Source organism: Paraburkholderia sp. SARCC-3016 (genome assembly GCF_031119615.1).
Lineage (GTDB): Bacteria > Pseudomonadota > Gammaproteobacteria > Burkholderiales > Burkholderiaceae > Paraburkholderia.
This window is the reverse complement of the sequence record NZ_JAVHZD010000001.1, coordinates 346224-368293: the sequence shown is the minus strand read 5'-3', so window position 1 is coordinate 368293 and position 22070 is coordinate 346224. Positions and strand designations below refer to the sequence as shown.

Annotated in this window: 17 protein-coding genes; 12 read left to right on the top strand and 5 right to left on the bottom strand. The window is 64.6% G+C overall.

Annotated elements, in window-relative coordinates:
* Positions 1 to 76: 76 nt before the first annotated feature.
* The 3 genes from QYH69_RS01660 to QYH69_RS01650 form a co-directional block, all read right to left on the bottom strand.
* Positions 77 to 1996, bottom strand: a complete 1920-nt coding sequence (locus QYH69_RS01660; RefSeq protein WP_308830178.1) for a methyl-accepting chemotaxis protein — start codon at positions 1994 to 1996, stop codon at positions 77 to 79.
* Between the two features lie 271 nt (positions 1997 to 2267).
* Complete coding sequence (locus QYH69_RS01655; RefSeq protein ID WP_308830177.1) at positions 2268 to 4733, bottom strand: tetratricopeptide repeat protein; 2466 nt, start codon at positions 4731 to 4733, stop codon at positions 2268 to 2270.
* 157 nt (positions 4734 to 4890) lie between these two features.
* Positions 4891 to 5826: a LysR family transcriptional regulator gene (locus tag QYH69_RS01650; protein ID WP_308830176.1), complete on the bottom strand. Its 936-nt coding sequence runs from the start codon at positions 5824 to 5826 to the stop codon at positions 4891 to 4893.
* A 156-nt stretch (positions 5827 to 5982) separates the two neighbouring features.
* Between QYH69_RS01650 and leuC the strand changes: the two genes are divergently transcribed.
* The 10 genes from leuC to QYH69_RS01600 all read left to right on the top strand — a co-directional run bounded on the left by leuC (position 5983) and on the right by QYH69_RS01600 (position 16646).
* Positions 5983 to 7419 carry a 3-isopropylmalate dehydratase large subunit gene (leuC, locus tag QYH69_RS01645; protein ID WP_308830175.1) on the top strand — a complete coding sequence of 479 codons (1437 nt, stop codon included), beginning with the start codon at positions 5983 to 5985 and terminating at the stop codon, positions 7417 to 7419.
* Positions 7412 to 8071, top strand: coding sequence for a 3-isopropylmalate dehydratase small subunit (gene leuD / locus QYH69_RS01640; protein ID WP_308830174.1), 660 nt, complete (start codon positions 7412 to 7414; stop codon positions 8069 to 8071). The genes leuC and leuD overlap by 8 nt, the downstream gene beginning before the upstream one ends.
* Before the next feature lie 155 nt (positions 8072 to 8226).
* On the top strand, positions 8227 to 9246 hold the full coding sequence (locus tag QYH69_RS01635) for a 4-hydroxythreonine-4-phosphate dehydrogenase PdxA (RefSeq protein ID WP_308830173.1): 1020 nt from the start codon (positions 8227 to 8229) through the stop codon (positions 9244 to 9246).
* A gap of 99 nt (positions 9247 to 9345) precedes the next feature.
* Positions 9346 to 10233 carry an alpha/beta fold hydrolase gene (locus QYH69_RS01630; RefSeq protein ID WP_198039184.1) on the top strand — a complete coding sequence of 296 codons (888 nt, stop codon included), beginning with the start codon at positions 9346 to 9348 and terminating at the stop codon, positions 10231 to 10233.
* A gap of 152 nt (positions 10234 to 10385) precedes the next feature.
* The gene (locus tag QYH69_RS01625) at positions 10386 to 11726 is read left to right on the top strand and encodes an MFS transporter (protein ID WP_374992325.1); all 1341 of its coding nucleotides are present in this window, start codon (positions 10386 to 10388) and stop codon (positions 11724 to 11726) included.
* A 252-nt stretch (positions 11727 to 11978) separates the two neighbouring features.
* Positions 11979 to 13067, top strand: a complete 1089-nt coding sequence (locus QYH69_RS01620) for a porin (RefSeq protein ID WP_308830171.1) — start codon at positions 11979 to 11981, stop codon at positions 13065 to 13067.
* 131 nt (positions 13068 to 13198) lie between these two features.
* Positions 13199 to 14332, top strand: a complete 1134-nt coding sequence (gene ribBA, locus QYH69_RS01615; protein WP_308830170.1) for a bifunctional 3,4-dihydroxy-2-butanone-4-phosphate synthase/GTP cyclohydrolase II — start codon at positions 13199 to 13201, stop codon at positions 14330 to 14332.
* An 85-nt stretch (positions 14333 to 14417) separates the two neighbouring features.
* Positions 14418 to 14945 (top strand): 6,7-dimethyl-8-ribityllumazine synthase, encoded by a 528-nt coding sequence (gene ribH / locus QYH69_RS01610; protein WP_308830169.1) that lies wholly within the window; start codon positions 14418 to 14420, stop codon positions 14943 to 14945.
* Positions 14942 to 15379 (top strand): transcription antitermination factor NusB, encoded by a 438-nt coding sequence (nusB, locus tag QYH69_RS01605; protein WP_308830168.1) that lies wholly within the window; start codon positions 14942 to 14944, stop codon positions 15377 to 15379. The genes ribH and nusB overlap by 4 nt, the downstream gene beginning before the upstream one ends.
* Before the next feature lie 73 nt (positions 15380 to 15452).
* Positions 15453 to 16646, top strand: a complete 1194-nt coding sequence (locus tag QYH69_RS01600; RefSeq protein WP_308830167.1) for a pyridoxal phosphate-dependent aminotransferase — start codon at positions 15453 to 15455, stop codon at positions 16644 to 16646.
* Positions 16647 to 16826: 180 nt separating this feature from the next.
* Here the strand turns inward: QYH69_RS01600 and QYH69_RS01595 are convergent, their stop codons facing one another.
* Positions 16827 to 18032, bottom strand: a complete 1206-nt coding sequence (locus QYH69_RS01595) for a transglycosylase SLT domain-containing protein (protein WP_308830166.1) — start codon at positions 18030 to 18032, stop codon at positions 16827 to 16829.
* 673 nt (positions 18033 to 18705) lie between these two features.
* Between QYH69_RS01595 and QYH69_RS01590 the strand changes: the two genes are divergently transcribed.
* Together QYH69_RS01590 and QYH69_RS01585 are read left to right on the top strand one after the other, a co-directional pair.
* Positions 18706 to 20283 (top strand): UbiD family decarboxylase, encoded by a 1578-nt coding sequence (locus QYH69_RS01590; RefSeq protein WP_308830165.1) that lies wholly within the window; start codon positions 18706 to 18708, stop codon positions 20281 to 20283.
* 79 nt (positions 20284 to 20362) lie between these two features.
* The gene (locus QYH69_RS01585; protein WP_308830164.1) at positions 20363 to 21073 is read left to right on the top strand and encodes a LysE family transporter; all 711 of its coding nucleotides are present in this window, start codon (positions 20363 to 20365) and stop codon (positions 21071 to 21073) included.
* 24 nt (positions 21074 to 21097) lie between these two features.
* Here QYH69_RS01585 and QYH69_RS01580 read toward each other — a convergent pair whose 3' ends face one another.
* Positions 21098 to 22063: a threo-3-hydroxy-L-aspartate ammonia-lyase gene (locus QYH69_RS01580; protein ID WP_308830163.1), complete on the bottom strand. Its 966-nt coding sequence runs from the start codon at positions 22061 to 22063 to the stop codon at positions 21098 to 21100.
* Between the last annotated feature and the right edge of the window lie 7 nt (positions 22064 to 22070).

Here is a 22070-nt window from a genome sequence, read left to right as displayed (position 1 = left end):
GGACCGAGCGGCGTATGCGCCACCGGCCCGATCAACGGCCTAAATCATTAGCATAAGCGCAATTCTCGCCGCGACGTTACGCGTCGATCTGAAATGTCGCGACGACTTCCTCCATCATCAGTGCCTGCTCTTTCAGCGACGTGCTTGCGGCAGCGGCCTGTTCGACGAGCGCCGCATTCTGCTGCGTGGTGCGGTCGAGCTGCGTAATCGCGATATTGACCTGTTCGATCCCTTCGCCCTGCTGCAGCGACGCGCCGGCAATTTCATTGACGATCGCATCGACGTTCGTCACCGATTCGATCACGCTGCGAATCGCCGTATGCGCATCGGCGAAGAGCCGCGTGCCGCCTTCGACGCTCGCCGACGAACGTTCGATCATCTCCTTCACGTCTTTCGCCGCGCTCGCGGTGCGATGCGCAAGCGTGCGCACTTCGGCCGCCACGACCGCGAAGCCCTTGCCCTGCTCGCCCGCGCGCGCCGCTTCGACGGCTGCATTGAGCGCGAGAATATTCGTTTGAAAGGCAATCGCTTCGATCGTCGAGATCATCGCGGCCATCTCCGTCGAACGCCGGCCGATTTCGTTCATCACGTCGACGGCGCGCGTGATCACGTCGCCGCTCGCCGTGGCTTTCGTCGACGCTTCGCGGCTCAGCAGCCCGGCCTGTTTTGCGTTGTCGGCGTTGTGGCGCACGGTGGCGGTCAGCTGCTCCATGCTGGCCGCGGTCTCTTCGAGCGACGCCGCCTGTTCCTCGGTGCGCCGCGACAGATCGAGGTTGCCGGCCGCGATTTCCTGACTGCCGGTCAGCACCGATTCGGCGCTTGTCCTCGTGGTCGTAATCGTGCGGCTGAGCGCCGCGAGCAGTTCGTTCATGCGCAGCTTGATCGACGCGAGTTCGTCGCGGCCGCTTGCATCGAGCCGGCCACGCAGGTCGCCGGCGCCCGCCTGCTCCATGCTGCCGGCGAGCGCGTTCACATCGGCGCCGGTTCGGCGCGCGAACGCGACGAACAGATACAGCGCGACGCCCACCGACACCACGCTCAGCATGCTTAGCACGGCGATATGCACGGCCTGCGCGTGCGCCCGTGCGTCGAGCAGCGATTTCAGCAATGCGGACAATTGACCATGCACGCGATAGACCGCATCGACGGCACGCGTGCCGGAATCGAAGTACGCATTCGACTCCGGCATCGGCGCGTTCGGGTTCGATGCGAGGCCCTCGATCATCTTGCCGAAGGCGTCGGCGTCGTCGAGGCTCAGGCCCTGCACGGTCGTTGCGCCGTCGCTCGTGCCCAGTGCGCGTTGCACGCGCTTCAGGTCACGCCGGACGATGTCGATCTGATCGCGCAGAAAGGCCACATGAACGCCGAGCGCCGCGCGGTCCGCATCGCTCAAGCGACCCTCGCTTCTGGCGGCCGCGAGCGCCGCCGCGCCCTTGCCGCGCGCAATGCCGGCCATTTCGGCCGTGTCGGGCAGCGACAGCACCACCAGGTTGGCCAGATAGTAGGTCGCGGCCTCGGGATCGAGCGCGAGTTGCGACGCGTCGGCGAGATCGGCGGTGAACGCGAAGATGGCCCGCACGAGCGCCGTATGTGCGTCGAAGACGTCCTTGCCCGAGCCGCTCAGCGGCATCTGCGCAAGCTGCGCATATTGCGCGGACAATGCGTCCGTTTGCGTGGCGAGATCGAACGACTTCGTTTGCGCCGCCTGTGCGCGCAGTGTTGCCATGAGGCGCTCGGCGTCGGCATTCGCCGCATCGAACGCAGGCCGTATCGACTGATTGCCGGCCATCAGCGACGCGCTCGCGCCGCGGCGTTTCTGCACCGCTTTCAGCAGCGCCTGGCTCGTCTCGAGCAATCGAACGCCGTCGAGTTCGTCGCGCGTCGACACATAGAAATTGACTTCATCGTGAAGAATCGCGTACAGGCAGACCGCAAGCGGCAGCAAAAACAGCAGCGCGAGCAGGGCGAGCTTGCGCGACATTCTGAGGCGGCCCATCAAGGCCATTCCTGGAGCAAACAAACGCATCGTGTACATCCTGTCATTCGGGTTCGGGTTGCAGACGTCGGCGTGCGCGCGAACTCTGCGTCATGCCGCCGTCACATCGCTATTACGGCGGTCGAACCCCGAACTGAAACGATGCGAAGCGGTTTCTTCGTATGGCACCAACGCGGGGCGCACTATGCATTGCGTTAGTGCCGCACGCGCAAAAGACCCGTTAAAAGGCGCTGATATGGTGCGACATGAGCGCGTGAATTTACGTTCATGTTCACGCGTCGTCGCACCAGCGTTCCCATGCGGCGCGATAGGCGGCTTCGACTTGCGCCGCGAAACGCGCGCCGTCCATCAACGGCGAAGCGGCGATACGCGCACGCAAGCTGTCGCGCAGTTGCGCGACACGCGGCAAGTCGCGCGCGAGTCGTGCGGCAATCTCGACGAACTGCTCATCGCTGTGCGCGACGAGTTCGCCGAGGCCGAGGTTCATCGACTGGCTCAGGCCCGCGCGTCCGACCGCCGTCGCACCGACGCGCGTGACGACCGGCACGCCCATCCAGCTTGCGTCGAGGCTCGTCGTATGGCCGTTGTAGGGGAATGTGTCGAGGCCGATATCGATCTCGTGATAGGTGCGCAGATAGTCGGAGCGCGACTGGAACGGCACGAAGCGCACTCGCTCGCTGCCGATGCCGTGCGACGCGAGCCGTTCGAGCAGACGCGTGCGTGCCGAGCCTTGCGGCGCCATCAGCAGCAAGCGTGCGGTGCCGATCTCGTGCAGCACGTCGCGCCACATCTGCAGCGTGCGGTCAGTCAGCTTGCACGGGTTGTTCAGGCATCCGAACGTCACGAAGCCGCTGTCGAATGCGGGCAGCGCGTTGACGTCCGGCATGTCGGCCGGCTTCGTCGATGACGTCAGCGGGTCGTAGCACCAGAACGTATCTGCAAGACGAAGCGATTGCTCGCTGTAATGGCGATCGCTGCCCGGCGGATCGAGCCACGGATCGGTCAGCCGGTAATCGATCGCATCGATGCCGGTCGTGCCCGGGTAGGCAAGCCATGCGATCTGTACCGGCGCCGGCTTGCGTGCGAACAGCAACGGACGCGCGTTCGACATATGCATCGTCAGATCGAGCAGGATATCGATGCGGTCGTCGCGGATCTGCTGCGCGAGTTGCCCGTCGTCGAGCGTGCGCACGTCGCGCCATACGTCGGCATGGCTCTTGAGTTGCTCCGTGACATCGTCAGGCCGCGCGACGCTCGAATAGCAGACAATCTCGTAGCGCGCATGATCGTGATGCGACAGCAGCGGCATCATGAACAGCGCCTGGCAATGGTTGCGGAAATCGGGCGATACGTAGCCGATGCGCAGGCGTCGCGTGCGGTCCGCGCCGCCTGGCCGCGCGTGCGGCTCGCGTGTCGCGCGGTAGCGTGCTTCATGCTGCGCGGACCAGCGGCGGCATTCTTCGAGCGGGGTTTCGGGGTCTTCGGCACTGAACGTCAACGCATACACCAGATTGCTGTGTGCCAAGACGTTGGCCGGGTCGCACCGCAATGCCTCGCGGTAGCATGCGATGCCGTCTTCGAGGCGGCCTGCGTCCTTCAACACCGTGCCGAGATTGTTATGCGTGACCGAGTGCTGCGGATCGATTTCGAGTGCACGGCGCAAACGCGTTTGCGCTTCGTCGAGGCGCCCGAGCGTGCGCATCAGGGTGCCCGCGTTGTTGTGCGCGGCGACGAGATTGGGACGCAGTGCGATGGCTCGATCGAATGCTTCGGCGGCGCGCGTCGCGTCGCCGAGTTCCTTGAGGACATTGCCGAGATTGTTATATGCATCGGCGTGCGCGGGGTTCAGCGCGATTTCGCGTTGATAGAACGACGATGCTTCGTCTGAGTGGCCCAGCGCATGCAGGGCGTTACCGAGGTTGTATGCAGCCTCGGGAAAGTGAGCGTCGAGTTCGAGCACGCGCGCGAAAAGCGTCGCGGCGCCCGCCTGATCGCGGCGCGCCATCAGCGCGACGCCAAGGTTCAGCAACGCGTACGGCGAAGCCGGTGCCGCCTTGACTGCCGCTTCGAGCATAGGAATCGCGGCGTCGATGCGGCCGCGCGCCTGCAGCAGCGTGCCGAGGTTCGTCAGTGCATTTGCATCGTGCGGCGCAATCGCGAGTGCCCGACGATACGCGTGTTCGGCATCGTCGAGCGCATGTTGCCGGCGATAGCCATTGCCGAGATTGTTCAGCGCGTCGACATGCGTCGCGTCGAATTCGACGGCGCGTGCGTAGGCGTCGATGGCTCGGGGATAGTCGGCGAGCGCTTCGTGCGCCGTGCCCATCGCGAACAGCAGGTCGGCAGACGGCGCGTCGAGCGACAGGACGCGTTCGTAGGCGCGCACGGCTTCGGCGAATCGCTGCGCGGCCGCAAGCACCTGGCCGCGCGCGAAGTGAAGGCGCGCGACGGCGGGCGCATGAACGATCGCTTCGTCGAGCCATGCAAGCGCGGCATCGTAGGCGCCGCATTGCAGTTCGAGCACGCCGAGCCGCAGCAGCACGTCGGCGTCGGTTGGGCCGATAGCCAGCACGCGCCGGTAAAGGTCGCGCGCCGCGGCGAAATCGCCCGCAAGATGCCGCTCCTTTGCTGCCGCGAGAATCCGATCGACCTCCATGCTGCGCCCCGTTCTGTCGCGCGAAAAATGTGCGCGTGTGACGATGTTCGTGCCTTTATTGCCATGCGACCGCGTTGCCATGCGACCGCGTTGCCGTGCGACCGTGCGGATCATATCGCAGCACCGGCGGTCTGCGGTTACAGCCGTTCACGCCAGCTTACGGAAAGCCGTCGAGCGGAGCGGCCGATGGCAAGACTTGCGCTGCTGCCTGCCTTTTCAAGCGACTCGGGCACCGCAGCTAATCGCCGTGCGCCATCCACGTTTGCGTCTCGCCCATCTGGTCCACGGTATGACCGAACCATTCCGCGAGGAAGTCGACGAAGGCACCGACCTTGGCCGACACATTGAGCCGCTCGCCATACACCGCATGCACATCGGCGCCCGGCAACGACCACTCGGGCAGCACCAGCTGCAATGCGCCTGAGCGCAGATGCGGGTACACGTCCCATTCGGAGCGCATCAGCACGCCGTGACCGTCGAGCGCCCAGACCAGCGCGGTCTCGCCGTCGTTGCTGCTGAGCGCGCCGCGCACCTTGATCGTTTCGTGCTTGCGGCCGCGGCGCAAATGCCAGGTGCCGTACGCGGCGTCGTTTTCGCGCAGCACGATGCATTGGTGCCCGTGCAGATCGCGCGGCGTGGCCGGCACGCCGGCGCGTGCGAGATAAGCAGGCGACGCACACAGAAAGCGCCGGTTCGGCGCGATCTTGCGCGCGACGAGGCGTGAGTCGGGCGCTTCGCCGAACCAGATGCCGACGTCGTACGCTTCGTCGGCAAGCCGGATCGAGCGGTCGGTCAGCGTCAATTGCACTTCGACTTCCGCGTAACGCCGCGCGAACTCGGACACCGCGGGCGCGATATGACGCCGCCCGAAGCCGAACGTCGCATTGACGCGCAACAAGCCCTTCGGCACCGCGCGCGCGCTCGACACCATGCGGTCGAGCTCCTCGAACTCGAGCAGCAACCGCGCGCCATGCGACAGATACAGTTCGCCCTCTTGCGTGACGCTGATCCGCCGCGTGGTGCGATTCAGCAGCCGCACGCCGAGGCGCGTTTCCATGCGTGCCAGGCGCGCGGTGACCGCAGGCGGCGTCACGCCGAGCTCGCGGGCCAGCGCCGACAGGCTGCCGTGTTTGACGAGCTGGACAAAGAACGCGAGATCGGAGATCGAATCCACTTACCGGCCCACTTATAAATTCAAGTTAAAAATAGATTAAAGAAGAATGCATTATATGCGCCGACCATCTGTATAGACTATCCCCCGTAACGAAGCTGTCAGCGTCGTTAGCCAAAAAAAGCTGTCCACTCCCGGCCCCACACCATTGGAGGAGATGTGCCGCGCACGTTGTATCAGAAGCTCGTCGAGTCACACACCGTGGCCCGTCTCGACGCGGAGCACGTCCTGCTTTACGCGGACCTGCACATCATGAACGAGTACACGAGCCCGCAGGCGTTCAACGGGCTCGTCGAACGCGGTATCGGCGTACTGCGGCCGCAACAGCAGATGGGCGTCGTCGATCACGTGATTCCGACGAAACCCGATCCGGTCGGCAAACGCGTGATCGCGATCGACGCCGCCTCGCGCCAGGCTGCCAATTTCACGCGCAATTGCACGCGCTACGGCATCAAACTGTTCGACGTCAACGATCCGCTGCAAGGCATCGAACACGTCGTCGCACCCGAGTCGGGCCTGATCCGCCCCGGCATGGTCGTGCTGTGCGGCGATAGCCATACCACCACCTACGGCGCGTTCGGCGCGCTCGGCTTCGGCATCGGCACATCGGAAATCGAGCATGTGCTTGCCACGCAGACGCTGTCGTATCGCGTGGCGCGCACGATGCGCATTCATATCGACGGTCCTTTGCCCGCCGGCACCACGTCGAAAGACCTCGTGCTGCGCGTGATCGCGAAGATCAGCGCGCAAGGCGCGCGCGGCTATGCAGTCGAATATACGGGCGAAGCGATTCGTGCGATGTCGATCGAAGCGCGCATGACGTTGTGCAACATGACCGTCGAGGCCGGCGCGCGCGCCTCGCTCGTCGAACCCGACGACACGACGTTCGACTATCTGCGCGCGCATCGCGGCAACCTCGGCGAAGCGCAGATGGAAGACGCGATCGCCGCATGGCGCTCGCTGCGCTCGGATGCGCACGCAACGTTCGACAGCACGATCACGATCGCGGCCGCCGAGGTCGCACCGTACGTGACGTGGGGCACGAGCCCCGACCAGGCGATTCCGGTCGACGGCGTGATTCCCGCGCCGGCCGATGGCGCCGATCGCATCGCGAGCGCGGCGACCGCGCGCGCGCTCGATTACATCGGCCTCGCGGCCGGCTCGAAGATCGAAGGCACACCGATCGACCGCGTATTCATCGGCTCGTGCACGAACGGCCGCATTGAAGATCTGCGCGCCGTGGCCGCGATGCTGCGCGACGGGATGCGCGTCGCGCCCACCGTGCGCGCGATGATCGTGCCGGGCTCGGGCGCGGTGCGTCAGCAAGCGGAACAAGAAGGGCTGTCGGACATTTTCATCAAGGCCGGCTTCGAATGGCGTCAGCCCGGCTGCTCGATGTGTCTCGCGATGAACGACGACGTGTTGCGTCCGGGCGAGCGCTGCGCATCGACGACGAACCGCAATTTCGAAGGCCGCCAGGGCCGCGATAGCCGTACGCATCTGATGAGCCCCGCGATGGCGGCCGCGGCGGCGATCGCGGGCCGCATTACCGATATCCGCAACTGGGAGCAACAGGGGGAGCACTACCGTGCCTGATTACTCGCGCATAGAAGGCGTCGCAGCCCCGCTGCCGATCGCGAACCTCGATACCGACCAGATCATGCCGAAGCAGTTTCTGCTCGGCACTGACAAATCGGGCCTCGCCGCCGGCCTGTTGTACGACCTGCGCTTTGCGCCGGATGGCAGCAAGCGCGCCGACTTCGTGCTCAATACGCCTGCGTATGCCGATGCGAAAGTGCTGGTCGGCGGCCCGAATTTCGGTTGCGGCTCGAGCCGCGAGCATGCGGTGTGGGGCCTGCTGCAAAGCGGCATCGAAGCCGTGCTCGCCCCGAGCTACGGTGAAATTTTCTACTACAACGCGGCGAATAACCGGCTGCTCGCCATCGTGCTGAAGCCCGAAGAGATCGACGAGATCACGGCCGAAGTGTCGAACGCGGCGACCAGCGCCATCGCGATCGACGTGGCGGCGCAGCGCGTGCGCACCGCATTGGGCCGCACGTACGCGTTCAGAATGGACGAGCGCCATCGCCAGATGTTCCTCGAAGGGCTCGACGTGCTCGGCGCGTCGCTGAAAATGCTTCCGCAAATCGAAGCATTCGAGAAGCGGCATCGCGCGGAAAACCCGTGGGCCGTCGTGCTGCCGCTGCCGGACGGCGATCGCGCGAGTGGTTCGGCAGCGCGCGCGTAGGCTGCCTCGGCGGTCGCGCGATGGGTCGCAACACGGGTCGCAACACGGGCCGCAACACAGGCGGCAATACGGGCCTTAACACAGGCTGCAAACACGAGCCACGACGCGAGCGCCTGCCCGTTTCAATCAACTAGAACCAGTATGGAGAATCTCGCATGAAACCTCTGATCGGCCTGATGCTCGGCGACGTCACGGGAATCGGCCCCGAGCTGATCGTCAAGCTGCTGTCGCTGCCCGAGACGCGTGAAAAGGCGAATGTCGTGATCATCGGCGACGAGCGTGTGCTCGAACTCGGCATGAAGGACGCAGGCCAGCGCATTCCGTACGTGAAGATCGCGAACGTGAAGGACGCGGTGCACGATGCAGCCGCGGTGCCGTTCATCGATCTGCACAATGTCGACCCGGCCTTGTACGAGCGCGGCAAATTGAACGCCGAATCGGGCCGCCTGACCGGCGAAACGCTGAAGTTCATGACCGACCTCGCGCTTGCCGGCGAACTCGACGGCATCTGCTTCGCGCCGCTGAACAAGGCCGCGCTGCATCGCGGCGGCTGGAACTTCCACGACGAGCACCAGATGTTCGCCGCATGGACGAAGCACGAAGGCTACTTCGGCGAAGTCAACATCATTCCGCAGTTCTCGACGTTTCGCGTGACGTCGCACGTCGCGCTGCGTCAGGCCGTCGATATGGTCAAGCCCGATCGCATCGAAGGCGCGCTGACGCTTGCCCACGACACGATGCGCGCATTCGGCAAGAGCGCGCCGCGCATCGGCGTCGCGGCGCTCAATCCGCACGGCGGCGAAAACGGCCTGTTCGGCGACGAGGAGATCAAGATCATTCGCCCGACGCTCGAAGCGCTGCGCGCGAAGGGTCTGGCGAGCGAAGGCCCGTTTCCTTCGGATACCGTATTTATCAAGGCGCGCCGCGGCGACTTCGACGCAGTCGTGATCATGTACCACGACCAGGGGCAGATCGCGACGAAGCTGCTCGGCTTCTCGCAGGGGGTGACGCTGACGGGCGGACTGAAGACCGTCTATGCGACGCCGGCGCATGGCGTCGCTTACGACATCGTAGGTCAAGGCAGCGCGGACGTCGGCGCGACCGCGGCCGCATTCGACGTCGCGACCCGCACCGCCGCCGCCCGCAAGAGCGCGCGCGAAGCGCTCGCGCACTGAAGCAGATCGCAGCACCCGCGTCGATGCCGCTGCGCCGCCTGGAGACGGCGTGCGCGGCGGACCGCAACAACATAAACACGCTTTAGCCTGGAGTCAGCCATGCCCATGTTTGAGAATTTCACAAAAACCACGATCAAGACGAGCGGTGCCGACATCGTGACGGTCAAAGGCGGCGAAGGCCCGCCGCTGCTGCTGATGCACGGCAACCCGTTCAACCATCTGTCGTGGCACAAGATCGCACCGCGGCTGGCAAAGGAATTCACCGTCGTCTGTACCGACCTGCGCGGTTATGGCGACAGCTCGAAGCCGCCCGGCGGCGGCGATCACTCGAACTACTCGTTCCGTGCGATGGCGCAGGACCAGGTGGAAGTGATGGAAACGCTCGGCTTCACGAAGTTCTACGCAGCCGGGCACGATCGCGGCGCGCGCGTGCTGCACCGGATGTGCCTCGATCATCCGGCCAAGGTGACGAAAGCGGGCTTCATGGACATGCTGCCGCAGCACCATCTGCTGAACAACGTGACGCGTCAGTGGGGCAAATTCTCGTGGCACTGGTTCTTCATGGTGCAGGACTACCCGACGCCGGAAACGATGATGGGCGCGGATCCGGAGTTCTTTATCCGCCGCAAGCTGTCGAAGACCGATCAGGGCACGAGCTTCTTCGGCCCCGAAGCGCTGCAGGATTACATCCGCTGCATCAGAAATCCGGACGTGATTCACGCAATGTGCGAGGACTACCGCGCAACCTTCGGCATCGACCTCGACATGGACACCGCCGACTACGATGCCGGCAAACGCGTGACCACGCCCTCGCTGATCTTGTGGGGCGCAAAAGGCGGTGTCGGGCGCAATCACAACGCGGCCGAAGTGTGGAGCCGCTACGCGACGAACATCGTCAAGACGGGCACGGTGCCATCGGGCCACTATCTGCAGGAAGAGTGCCCCGACGAAACCTATGAAGCACTGTCGAGCTTTTTCCGCGGCTGATACGTAACCGGCGCCGCCGCCGGCGAACCCGTTCCCGCGGCAGCCCCAGGCAACTTTCTCGCAGCAGCGCGCGCGGCGCTGCATCCGCTGCACTTCGTCAAGCAGCGCCGCGCATGGCAGCACCTAAGTCTTATAACAAAATGGAGGAAGACATGACCCCTTCGCAGCCAACGCGAAGCAGGGCAAGGATCACGTTCATCCTGCTTTGCCTCATGGCGTTCATCATGTACGTCGACCGTACCAATATTTCGGTCGCCGCGCCCGTGATGAGCAAGGAACTCGGGTTCAACAACACCCATCTCGGCTTTATCTTTTCCGCTTTCGCGATCGCCTACAGCTGCTTCATGATTCCGGGCGGCTGGCACAGCGACCGTATCGGTTCCCGCAAGGGCCTGTTGCTGTACGGTTCGTTGTGGGCCATCGCGACGATCGCGACGGGCATGGTCGGCAGTCTGGTCGCGCTGGTGGCGGCGCGCTTCTTGGTCGGCGTCGGTGAAGCGCCGATCTACCCGACCGCTGCGCGGATGATCGCGCGTGTGATTCCCGAAGACCGCCGCGGCTCCGCGCAAGGCGCGATGCACGCGACGGGCCGCATTGCCAATGCGCTCGCGCCGCTGATCGTCACGGGGCTGATCGTCGCGTTTTCGTGGCGCTTCACGTTCATTATTCTGGGCGGCATCACGCTCGTTTATATGATCGTGATGTATCTGGGACTGAACGAGGCGAAAAAGCATAGCGACGATGCGCAAAGCCATGCCGCTCATGCACAGGCACAGGCACAGGCACAGGCCGCGGCGGCTCCCGCGCCGCATCGCAAGCCGCTCGACTGGCGCGACATGATTCGCCGCGTGTGGCCCGCCACTGCCGCGTGCTTCTGTCACGGCTGGGTGCTGTGGTTCTTCCTGAACTGGATTCCGTCGTTTTTCTCGCAGCGCTATGGCATGAAGCTGTCGCACAACGCGATCTTCTCCGCGCTCGTGCTGCTCGGCGGCTCGCTCGGCACGTTCGCGGGCGGCATGCTGACCGACTGGCGCTTCAAACGCACCGGCAACCGGCTGCGCGCGCGCCGCGAAGTGATCATCGTCGGCTTCCTTTCGTCGATCGTCTTCCTGATTCCGTTGCTGCTGACGCGCGACGTCACGATCAGTTCGGCGTGCCTCGGGCTGGCATTCTTCTGCTCGGAACTCGCGGATTCGCCGCTCTGGGTCGTCGGCACGGAAGTCTCGCGCGAGCACTCCGCTACGTCGAGCGCGTGCACCTTCACCGGGATGGCGCTGGCGGGCGCCGTGTCGCCGGTCGTCGTCGGCATGCTGCTCGATGTGTCGCACGGCAGATGGGCAGTCGCGTTCGTTGCATCGATCGTCGTGCTGCTGCTCGGCCCGCTCTTCACGCTGAAGATCCGCATCGACGACGACCCGCCCTCGCCGATCGGCAAATCGAGGGAGAAAGCCGTGACGGCCGGACCCGACGTGGCGCACGCCCCGTCCCGCTAGCGCAAACCAGAAAGCGTGAGCGCGGCGGCTGCCTCGCACCGCGTTCATGCGTTCAGGAGACGTTCAGGCGCATTCGAGGGAATTCACCCCTGAGGCGCATATCCGCATGCGCAACGACCCGCTCATGCGGGACTGAAATCATCGAAACGGATGTGGCGCTCTCACGTCCGCACTCAGTATGACTAATTAATGATCGGTGCGCGATCTGGCTATCCCGTCAGGTGCTTCCGGTCGACTAAATGAGGAAATGAGATGAGCATTGGAGGAACAGTAATCCGGATCAGGCCGCTTCTGCTCGGCGTGCTGGCGACGTCGTTGAGTGCGGGCGCTCATGCGCAGTCGAGCGTGACGCTATACGGCATCGCCGATGCCGGTTTGGAGTTTCTGACCGGCGCGCCCAACTCGCAGGGCAAGGCGTCGCATCTTCTACGCGAGGAATCGGGCGGGGTGAAGAGCAGCCGGATCGGCTTCAAGGGGGCCGAAGATCTCGGCGATGGGCTCAAGGCGATCTTCCAGCTCGAAGGCGGCGTCGACATCACGCGCGGCAAGTCGCTGCAGAACGGACGCCTGTTCGGCCGCCAGGCCTACGTGGGCCTGAGCAGCCGCTACGGCTCGCTCACATTCGGCCGGCAGCGCGTTCCGATGTACGACTTCTCGGTGCGTTACGACCCGCTCGACTACAACATCTATGGCCTCAAGCAAACCGACGGGCAGTTCACGGGCCGCGCCGACAACTCGGTCAAGTATTTCGGCAGCGTCGGCCCGGTCAGCTACGAGGCGCTTTACAGCACCGGCTACGACGCGACGATCCCGAACGGCGGCCAGGTGCCCGGCGCTTTCAAAGTGGGGCGAGAAATCGGTGCGGCCGTTCAGTACGCGAGCGGCCCGTTCTCGGCGATGGTGACCTACGATCTGCGCAACGGCACGTCGATCGCGACGCAGTCCGGCAAGGAGCAGCATCTGGCCGCTGCGGCGACGTACAAGATCGGCAAGGCGAAAGCGTACCTCGGCTACCGGTGGCTCAGCAGCACGCTGCCGCTCGATTCGAGCACGCAGGGGCATGCGAACGAGTTCTGGACCGGCCTCGAGTACCGCGTGTCCGTGCCGCTGACGATTGCCGGCGCCGTCTTCTGGACCGACATCACGTCGGCGAACCAGCGGCCGGTCTATCTGGCCGCCACCGCCAAATATGCGTTGTCGAAGAGCACGACGCTGTATACGGAAGTCGGCTACGTGAAGAACAGCAACGGCTCGAATCTCGGTCTGAACGGCTACGACACCGATATCGTCGCCGGCCACAACCAGACCGGCGTGATGCTCGGCGTGATCCACTACTTCTAGGCAAGCACGCGGCGCTGCTTCGCCCCGTTCCGGGGCCCTGGCAGCGCCGCCACCGCGTGGTTCCGTCCCGACGGGCGACTTGGCGGGCCGCGTGGCGTAAAATACGCGTCTTTCCCGAACTGCTCGCCATCATGACGCTCGCCTCCACCCCCGAGATCATCGCCGAACTGAAAGCCGGCCGGATGGTGATCCTCGTCGACGAAGAAGACCGCGAAAACGAGGGCGACCTCGTGATCGCCGCGGAATTCATCACGCCGGAAGCGATCAATTTCATGGCCCGCTACGGCCGCGGCCTGATTTGCCTGACGCTGACGCAGGAACGCTGCAAGCAGCTGAATCTGCCGCTCATGACGTATCGCAACGGCACGCAGTACGGCACCGCGTTTACGGTCAGCATCGAGGCGGCCGAAGGCGTGACCACCGGCATCTCGGCCGCGGACCGCGCGCGCACGATCGCCGCCGCGGTCGCGCGCGACGCGCGCCCCGAGCACATCGTGCAGCCGGGCCATATCTTTCCGATCATGGCGCAACCGGGCGGCGTGCTGATGCGCGCGGGCCATACGGAAGCCGGCTGCGACCTCACCGCGCTCGCGGGTCTCGCGCCCGCCGCGGTAATCTGCGAAATCATCAAGGACGACGGCACGATGGCGCGGCTGCCGGACCTGATCGAGTTCGCGCACGAGCACGGCCTCAAGATCGGCACGATCGCCGATCTGATCCACTACCGCAGCCGCACCGAATCGATCGTCGAACGTGTGGCCGAGCGCACGATGCATACGGCGCATGGCGCGTTCCGCGCGGTCATGTACCTGGACCAGCCGAGCGGCCAGCCGCATATCGCGCTCGTGCGCGGCACGCCGACGCCCGATCGCGACACGCCGGTGCGCGTGCACGAGCCGCTGTCGGTGCTCGATCTGCTCGAAGTCGGTTCCTCGTGCACGCACTCGTGGACGCTCGACGCGGCGATTCAGGAAATCGCGTCGCGCGACCTGGGCGTCATCGTCATGCTGAACTGCGGCGATTCGAAGGAGCACCTCGTCGACCTGTTCAAGGCGTTCGATCAGCAGGACAAGGCGGATGCGTTGAAGCGCCGCCCGGTCGACTTCAAGACCTACGGAATCGGCGCGCAGATTCTGCGCGAACTGGGCGTGGGCAAGATGCAGGTGCTGTCGAATCCGCGCAAGCTCGGCAGCATGTCAGGCTATGGGCTCGAAGTGACCGGCTTCGTACCCATGCCGGGCGTCGCGGCCGAAAAGCCGTGCTGACAGCCGCCGTGTTCGAATTTTTAGCACCTGCATAACCCGCGTTCAGTCAATATGCTGCGCCCACCCTACACTTCACGGACCTGATATGGAAATCGGACAATACCAACCGAATCTCGACGGCGACGGGCTGCGCATCGGCATCGTGCAGTCGCGTTTCAACGAACCCGTATGCAACGGCCTCGCCGATGCCTGCATCGAGGAACTCGAACGCCTCGGCGTCACCGGTGAAGACGTGCTGCTCGTCACGGTGCCGGGCGCGCTCGAAATCCCGCTCGCGCTGCAAAAACTTGCCGAAAGCGGCCAGTTCGATGCGCTGATCGCGGTCGGCGCCGTGATCCGCGGCGAGACGTACCACTTCGAACTCGTGTCGAACGAGAACGGCGCGGGCATCTCGCGCGTCGCGCTCGATTTCGGTATTCCGGTTGCCAACGCGGTGCTCACCACCGAAACCGACGAGCAGGCCGTCGCGCGCATGACCGAAAAGGGGCGCGACGCGGCGCGCGTGGCCGTCGAAATGGCAAATCTCGCGGTCGCGCTCGAACAGCTCGACGGCGACGAGGACGAAGAAGAAGAAGAAGAAGAAGACGAGGGTGACGAAGAGGATCGGGCATGAAGAGCGCACGCCGACGTTCGCGCGAACTGGCCACGCAAGGGCTTTATCAGTGGCTGCTGTCGGGTGCGCCCGCCGGCGAGATCGATGTGCAGCTGCGCGGCGCGCAGGGTTTCGACAAAGCCGATCACGACCACCTCAATGCGCTGCTGCACGGCGTGATTCGCGAGGCCGGCGATCTGTCGGCCGCGATTACGCCGTGTCTGGACCGGCCGATCGATCAGCTTTCGCCGGTCGAACGATCGGTGCTGCTCGTCGCCGCGTATGAGTTCAAGCATCACATCGACATCCCGTATCGTGTTGTCATCAATGAAGCGGTCGAGCTCGCCAAGACATTCGGCGGGTCCGATGGCTACAAGTATGTGAACGGCGTGCTCGACAAGCTCGCCGTGCAGTTGCGCGAGGCCGAGACGCAGTCTGCGGGACGCAGGCGCTAGACAGGCGCCAGACCGGTGTGACTCGGGCAGGATTGAAGTCGGATTCAGGCAGGACTTGAACGGAACTCGTCGAATGAACAGCGTGAGCGAACCTCTGATCCATCTGGCCGCGCGCGTCGATGCGATCCAGCCGTTTCATGTAATGGAAATGATGAAGGAGGCCGCGCTGCTCGAGCATGCCGGCCGCGACATCATTCATATGAGCATCGGGCAGCCCGATTTCACGGCGCCGCAGTCCGTGCTCGATGCGGCGGCGAATGCGCTCAAGCGCGGCGACATGCACTACACGAGCGCGCTCGGCATCCGGCCGCTGCGTGAAGCGATCGCCGGCCACTATCGGCATGCGTATGGTCTCGAGGTCGATCCGGCACGGATCGTCGTGACGGCCGGTGCATCGGCAGCGCTGCTGCTTGCGTGCACGGCGCTCATCGATCGCGACGACGAAGTGCTGATGCCCGACCCCTGCTATCCGTGCAACCGCCACTTCGTGACCGCGGCCGAGGGCAAGCCGGTGCTCGTGCCGAGCGGACCGGCCGAACGTTTCCAGCTGACCGCCGATGACGTCGAACGCCTGTGGACCGCGCGCACGCGCGGCGTGCTGCTCGCGTCGCCGTCGAATCCGACCGGCACGTCGATCGCGCCGGACGAGTTGAAGCGCATCGTCGCGGCCGTGCGGACGCGCGGCGGCTTCACGGTCGTCGACGAAATCTACCAGGGGCTCAGCTACGACGCGCCGCCGGTGTCCGCGGTGTCGTACGGCGAGGACGTGATCACTGTCAACAGCTTCTCGAAGTACTTCAACATGACGGGCTGGCGGCTCGGCTGGCTCGTCGTGCCGCCGTCGCTCGTCGGCGCGTTCGAGAAGCTGTCGCAGAACCTCTTTATCTGCGCGTCGGCGCTTGCACAGCATGCGGCGCTGGCGTGTTTCGAACCGGAAACGCTCGCGATCTACGAAATGCGGCGGCTCGAGTTCAAGCGCCGCCGCGACTATCTCGTACCGGCGCTCGAATCGCTCGGCTTCGCGGTGCCGGTGATGCCGGACGGTGCGTTTTACGTCTACGCCGATTGCCGCAATGTGCCGCACGCCGCGGCCGGCGACAGCAATGCGCTCGCGAACGCGATGCTGCACGACGCGGGTGTCGTGATGGTGCCCGGCATGGATTTCGGGTCAGCCACGGCGCAGCAATACGTGCGCGTGTCGTATGCGACCGCCTATGCGAGGCTCGAAGAGGCGGTAGACCGGCTGCGTGGCGTGTTCGGCCGCTAACCCGGCCTCGCCCGCGCCATGACGCAGCGTCAGGCTGCGTCGACTCGGGTTTAATGACGGCCACGTAACCGCTGGTCATACGGACCTGACCTGACACATGTCATGAAAAAGCCCCTGCTGGTCGGTGACCACAGGGGCTTGCTTATATCGAGCGTATGCAGCGCGTTTCAGGCAGAAAGGTCAGGCGCCCAACTGCTCCGACGTTGCGACGTGCTGCTTTTGCGAGGTACTCGCGTCATCCTGGGCGGGGACGGCGCTCGTCGCACTGGTCGATTTCGCCGCGGCGATCGCATGGCCGCCGTCGAGCGTCACCTGGACGCGCTTGCCGGTGCTGCTGTTCGCAGCCTGCTGCGAGGAAGACGTGGACGCCGTCACCGTCGCAGGCGCCTGCGGGGCGTTGATCGGCACCTTGCGGCCGCGTGCGACGTCGCGCAGACGCGAGCGCTCCGCCATCACCTTCGCCCCGTAACCGCCGTCGTCCTGCGTCGACGAACCGACATACAGACGCAGGCCGCCGGGCAGCGAACCGCCGCGCGCGATGCAGTCCTTCAGCACGAGCGCGCCGACCTTGATGTTCGCGAGCGGCTCGAGCGCGGCGCTCTGACCGCCGAAGTAGCGGAATTTGTCCGAGTGGACCGTCGACATCACCTGCATCAGACCCTTGGCCCCGACACCGCTTTCTGCATACGGATTGAAGCCCGATTCGATCGCCATCACGGCGAGCAGCAGCAACGGATCGAGGCCAACCTCGTGGCCTGTATCGAACGCCGCCTTGACGAGCTCGCTGACCGGTTCCTGCGCGACGCGGTAGCGGCGCGCGAGGAACGTCGCGACGAGGTCCTGCTCGCGCGACGACACCAGCACGCGGTCGTCGCGCGCATCGGCGCTGACGCGTTGCGCCGGGATCATATCGGCGATCGACGCAACGCTCGGCAGCGTGCGCGGGTCGAGGCCATTGAGCGCCGACGAGGACGCGGCGCTGCCGCTGTTCGCGCTATTGTTCAGACCCATGCCCAGATCGAGCGGGTTGTCGAAGCCGTTGACGCCGGTCAGCGCGACGGCTTGCGACTCGCTGCCGCCGTTGTTGCTCGACAGCGTATCGTCGGACGAGGGCTTGCGCGCGCCGGGCGGTGCGAACGACGGCAGCGGATTGCCCTGCAGCAGACGCACAGGGCCTGCCTCGACCGCCTTCGACAGCACCGGCATCAGCTTCGCCGCAAGGGTGCCGCGCCACGTCGGCATGAGCCATAGCGCAAGCGCGAGCACCACGGCGATACCGCCCACGACGCTAAACAGATGATGACTCAGACGCGTCCCGCGACGTAAAACAGCGCGTACAGCTTGTGCAGCTCGCTCGTCGGGACGCCACGTTAACCAGGCGTTCATTCAGATCTCCCATGTTGCATGACTCCGCGCACCCCGCCGATGAACCGGCTTCGGACACCTGTCCGCAGAATCAAGACGCCGCGCGCTCTGGTTAAGGCGGCTGCGACGCCGGGAAACAGCACAGAACGGCAAAAAATACCGTTCGGGGAGCCCAAATTACGAAAACAGTCCGGCAGCATGCTGTAAAGCATGCACACGGCGGCTCCCACACGAAAAAACCAGCGGCGAATTGCGCTGGCGAAGACAACTAAACCGTCAATGCCGTGCAGGGGGCGGCAAAAGCGACGCGTTGCGTCTGAAGGACCGGGGGACGGTGGTAAAAACTATCAAGCCCTGCAACCAATGCAGCGGATTCTAGAGCACCGTTTTATAGATCGTCAACACTATAAAACTCCAAAATTATAACCAATTGTAATGATGAACGGCGTTCAGTCGGTCAAGAACCGCGCAGGATGCGCCTTTCGGGCCATATGACTTTCTGCGCCTCAGCGTGCGCCAAGCAACGCATGTAAAATCGACAATCGAAAGGACGCTGCGTTCCAGCATATTTGTTGCATTTTGTTGCCGTTTGCTTTCATCGCCGTCAGCCTCGTGCATCGGCGACGAAAGTCTCCTGATCGATGTCTCCCTGATGGCGGCCGTGTCGCCTTGCCACGGCCTTCGCAACCGGACCATGAAATATAAAGACCTGCGCGACTTCGCCGGACGTCTCGAATCGTTAGGCGAACTGCGCCGCATTTCGCAAACCGTCTCCCCTGTTCTTGAAATGACCGAGCTATGCGACCGCGTACTGCGCGCCGGCGGCCCGGCCTTGCTGTTCGAATCGAAAGCGACGCATGCGTTTCCCGTGCTCGGCAACCTGTTCGGCACGCCACGCCGCGTCGCGCTCGGCATGGGCATCGACACGGCGGAACAGCACGGAGCCGACGGCGAACGCGCGGCGCTGGAGTCGCTGCGCGACGTCGGGCGGCTTCTGTCCGCATTGAAGGAGCCGGAGCCGCCGAAGGGTCTCAAGGACGCCGGCAAGCTGCTGTCGCTCGCGAAGGCGGTCTGGGACATGGCGCCGAAGACGGTCGGCGCGCCGCCGTGCCAGGAGATCGTTTGGGAGGGTAACGACGTCGACCTGGCAAAGCTGCCGGTCCAGACCTGCTGGCCCGGCGACGCCGGGCCGCTGATCACATGGGGGCTCACCGTCACGCGCGGGCCGAACAAGACGCGCCAGAACCTCGGCATTTACCGGCAGCAGGTCACCGGCCGCAACAAGGTGATCATGCGCTGGCTCGCGCATCGCGGCGGCGCGCTCGATTTCCGCGAGTTCGCGCTGCGCAATCCGGGGCAGCCGTACCCGGTCGCGGTCGTGCTTGGGGCGGACCCGGCGACGACGCTCGGCGCCGTGACGCCGGTGCCCGACACGCTGTCCGAATACCAGTTTGCGGGGCTTCTGCGCGGCAGCCGCACCGAGCTCGCGAAATGCCTGACGCCCGGCGTCGATACGCTGCAGGTGCCGGCGCGCGCCGAGATCGTGCTCGAGGGTTTCATCTACCCGCAGCAGGGCGAGCCGGACGCGGCGCCGGCCGGCTCGCCGCCGCGTCCGTCGAAAGGTCCGTCCGCCGCGTACGAGCACGCGCTCGAGGGTCCGTACGGCGACCACACCGGCTACTACAACGAACAGGAGTGGTTTCCGGTCTTCACGATCGAGCGGATCACGATGCGCCGCGACGCGATCTATCACTCGACGTATACAGGCAAGCCGCCTGACGAGCCGGCCGTGCTCGGCGTCGCGCTCAACGAAGTATTCGTGCCGCTCCTGCAGAAGCAATTCGGCGAGATCACCGATTTCTATCTGCCGCCCGAAGGATGCAGCTACCGGATGGCGATCGTGCAGATGAAGAAAAGTTATCCGGGGCACGCGAAGCGGGTGATGTTCGGCGTCTGGAGCTTTTTGCGGCAATTCATGTATACGAAGTTCATCGTGGTCGTCGACGAGGACGTGAACATCCGCGACTGGAAGGAAGTGATCTGGGCGATCACGACACGCGTCGATCCGTCGCGCGACACGGTGCTCGTGGACCGGACGCCGATCGATTACCTCGATTTCGCGTCGCCCGTCGCCGGGCTCGGTTCGAAGATGGGGCTCGACGCCACCAACAAGTGGCCCGGCGAAACCGACCGCGAGTGGGGCCGGCCGATCGTGATGGACAGCGCTGTCAAAGCGCGCATCGATCAGCTCTGGACAACACTCGGTCTTTAAGCGCAGGCGTCGCCTGATCGAACGCGCGCCGCGCGTACGCATGGTGTTTCAACTATAAGAATTCAGGGAAGTTGCGCGGATGCATCCGTTGTCGTTGATGTCGGACGGTTTTTTTCTGTCGCTATCGTTGTGCCTCGATATCGGCCTCGTCAATGTCGCGATCATTTCGCTGACGCTGTCGCACGGCTTCAGGCCCGGGTTCTGGCTCGGCCTCGGTTCGTGTTTCGGCGATCTCATCTATGCGGCGCTCGCGCTTGCGGGCATGACCGCACTGCTTCGATTCGATGCGGTGCGCTGGGTCGTATGGATCGGCGGCGCAGCGATCCTGCTCTATCTGACATGGAAGATGGCGCGCGAGGCGTGGTTTCCGGCGTCGGCGCCGCCGGTCGCAGGCAAAGCCGAGGGCAAAGACGGCGTCGAAGCCGACGTGGCCGCGCCGCATTTGAGCCTGTGGCGCGGTTTTGCGCGCGGCGTGCTGCTCGCGGTGTCGTCGCCGAGCGCGATTCTGTGGTTCGCGGCGGTCGGCGGCGCGCTGATCGCGAAAGCCGGCGCGACTTCCGCGCGCACCGCACCCGTGTTTCTCGGCGGCTTCTTCGCGGGCGGCGTCGTATGGACGCTATTTATCTGCTCGCTAGCGAGCCACGGGCGCAAGCGCGCGGGCACTGGACTGCTGCGCGCGTGCCATGTGCTGTCGGCACTGCTCTTCGCGTACTTTTCGTACAGCGTGATCGTGAACGGCTATCACGACCTGATCGTGCCGACGGCGCACGCGGCCGGTCGAACAGGTTAAGCGGACGAGGACGAACGAGACGCGCTAAGCGAGAAATTCCGCGAGCCGCGCGAGGTCGACGTTACCGCCGCTAATCACGACGCCGACGCGCTTGCCCTCAACCGGCACGATGCCATTCAGCACGGCCGCCGCGCCGAGGCAACCGGTCGGCTCGACGACCATCTTCATACGCTGCGCGAAAAAGCGCATCGCGTCGATCAGTTGCGGGTCGCTGACCGTCACGATCTGCGCGACGTGGCGCTGGATGATCGGGAAGTTGTAGTGGCCGACATGCGTCGGCGCCGCGCCATCCGCGATCGTATGCGGTACGTCGATCGTGACGATCTCGCCGCGCGCGAGCGACTGCTGCGCGTCGTTGCCGGCCTCCGGCTCGACGCCGATCACGCGGCACTCGGGGCTCAACGCCGCCGCAGCCAGTGCGCTGCCGCCGATCAGCCCGCCACCGCCCACGCACACGAACAGCAGATCGAGCGGGCCGGTCTCTTCGATCAGTTCCTTGACCGCCGTGCCCTGCCCGGCGATCACATGCGGATGATCGTAAGGCGGGATCAACGTCATGCCGCGCTCCTTCGCGAGCCGCGCGCCGATCTCTTCGCGATTTTCGCTGTAGCGGTCATAGGTGATGACCTCGCCGCCGTATCCTTTGGTCGCGGCGACCTTCGCGGCCGGCGCGTCGTGCGGCATGATGATCGTCGCGCGAATGCCGGCTAGCCGTGCGGACAGCGCAATCGCCTGCGCATGATTGCCCGACGAAAACGTCAGCACGCCCGCTTTACGCTGCTCGCTGTCGAAATGCGAGATCGCGTTGAAAGCGCCGCGAAACTTGAACGCGCCCATGCGCTGGAAGTTCTCGCACTTGAAGAAGATCGATGCGCCAGTGCGCTCGTTGGCGGTCGTCGACGTGAGGACGGGTGTACGGTGGGCGAAGCCGTCGATGCGCTGGGCGGCATCGACGACGTCTTCATAGGTAGGAGCAGGCAGCGATGACATCGACAAA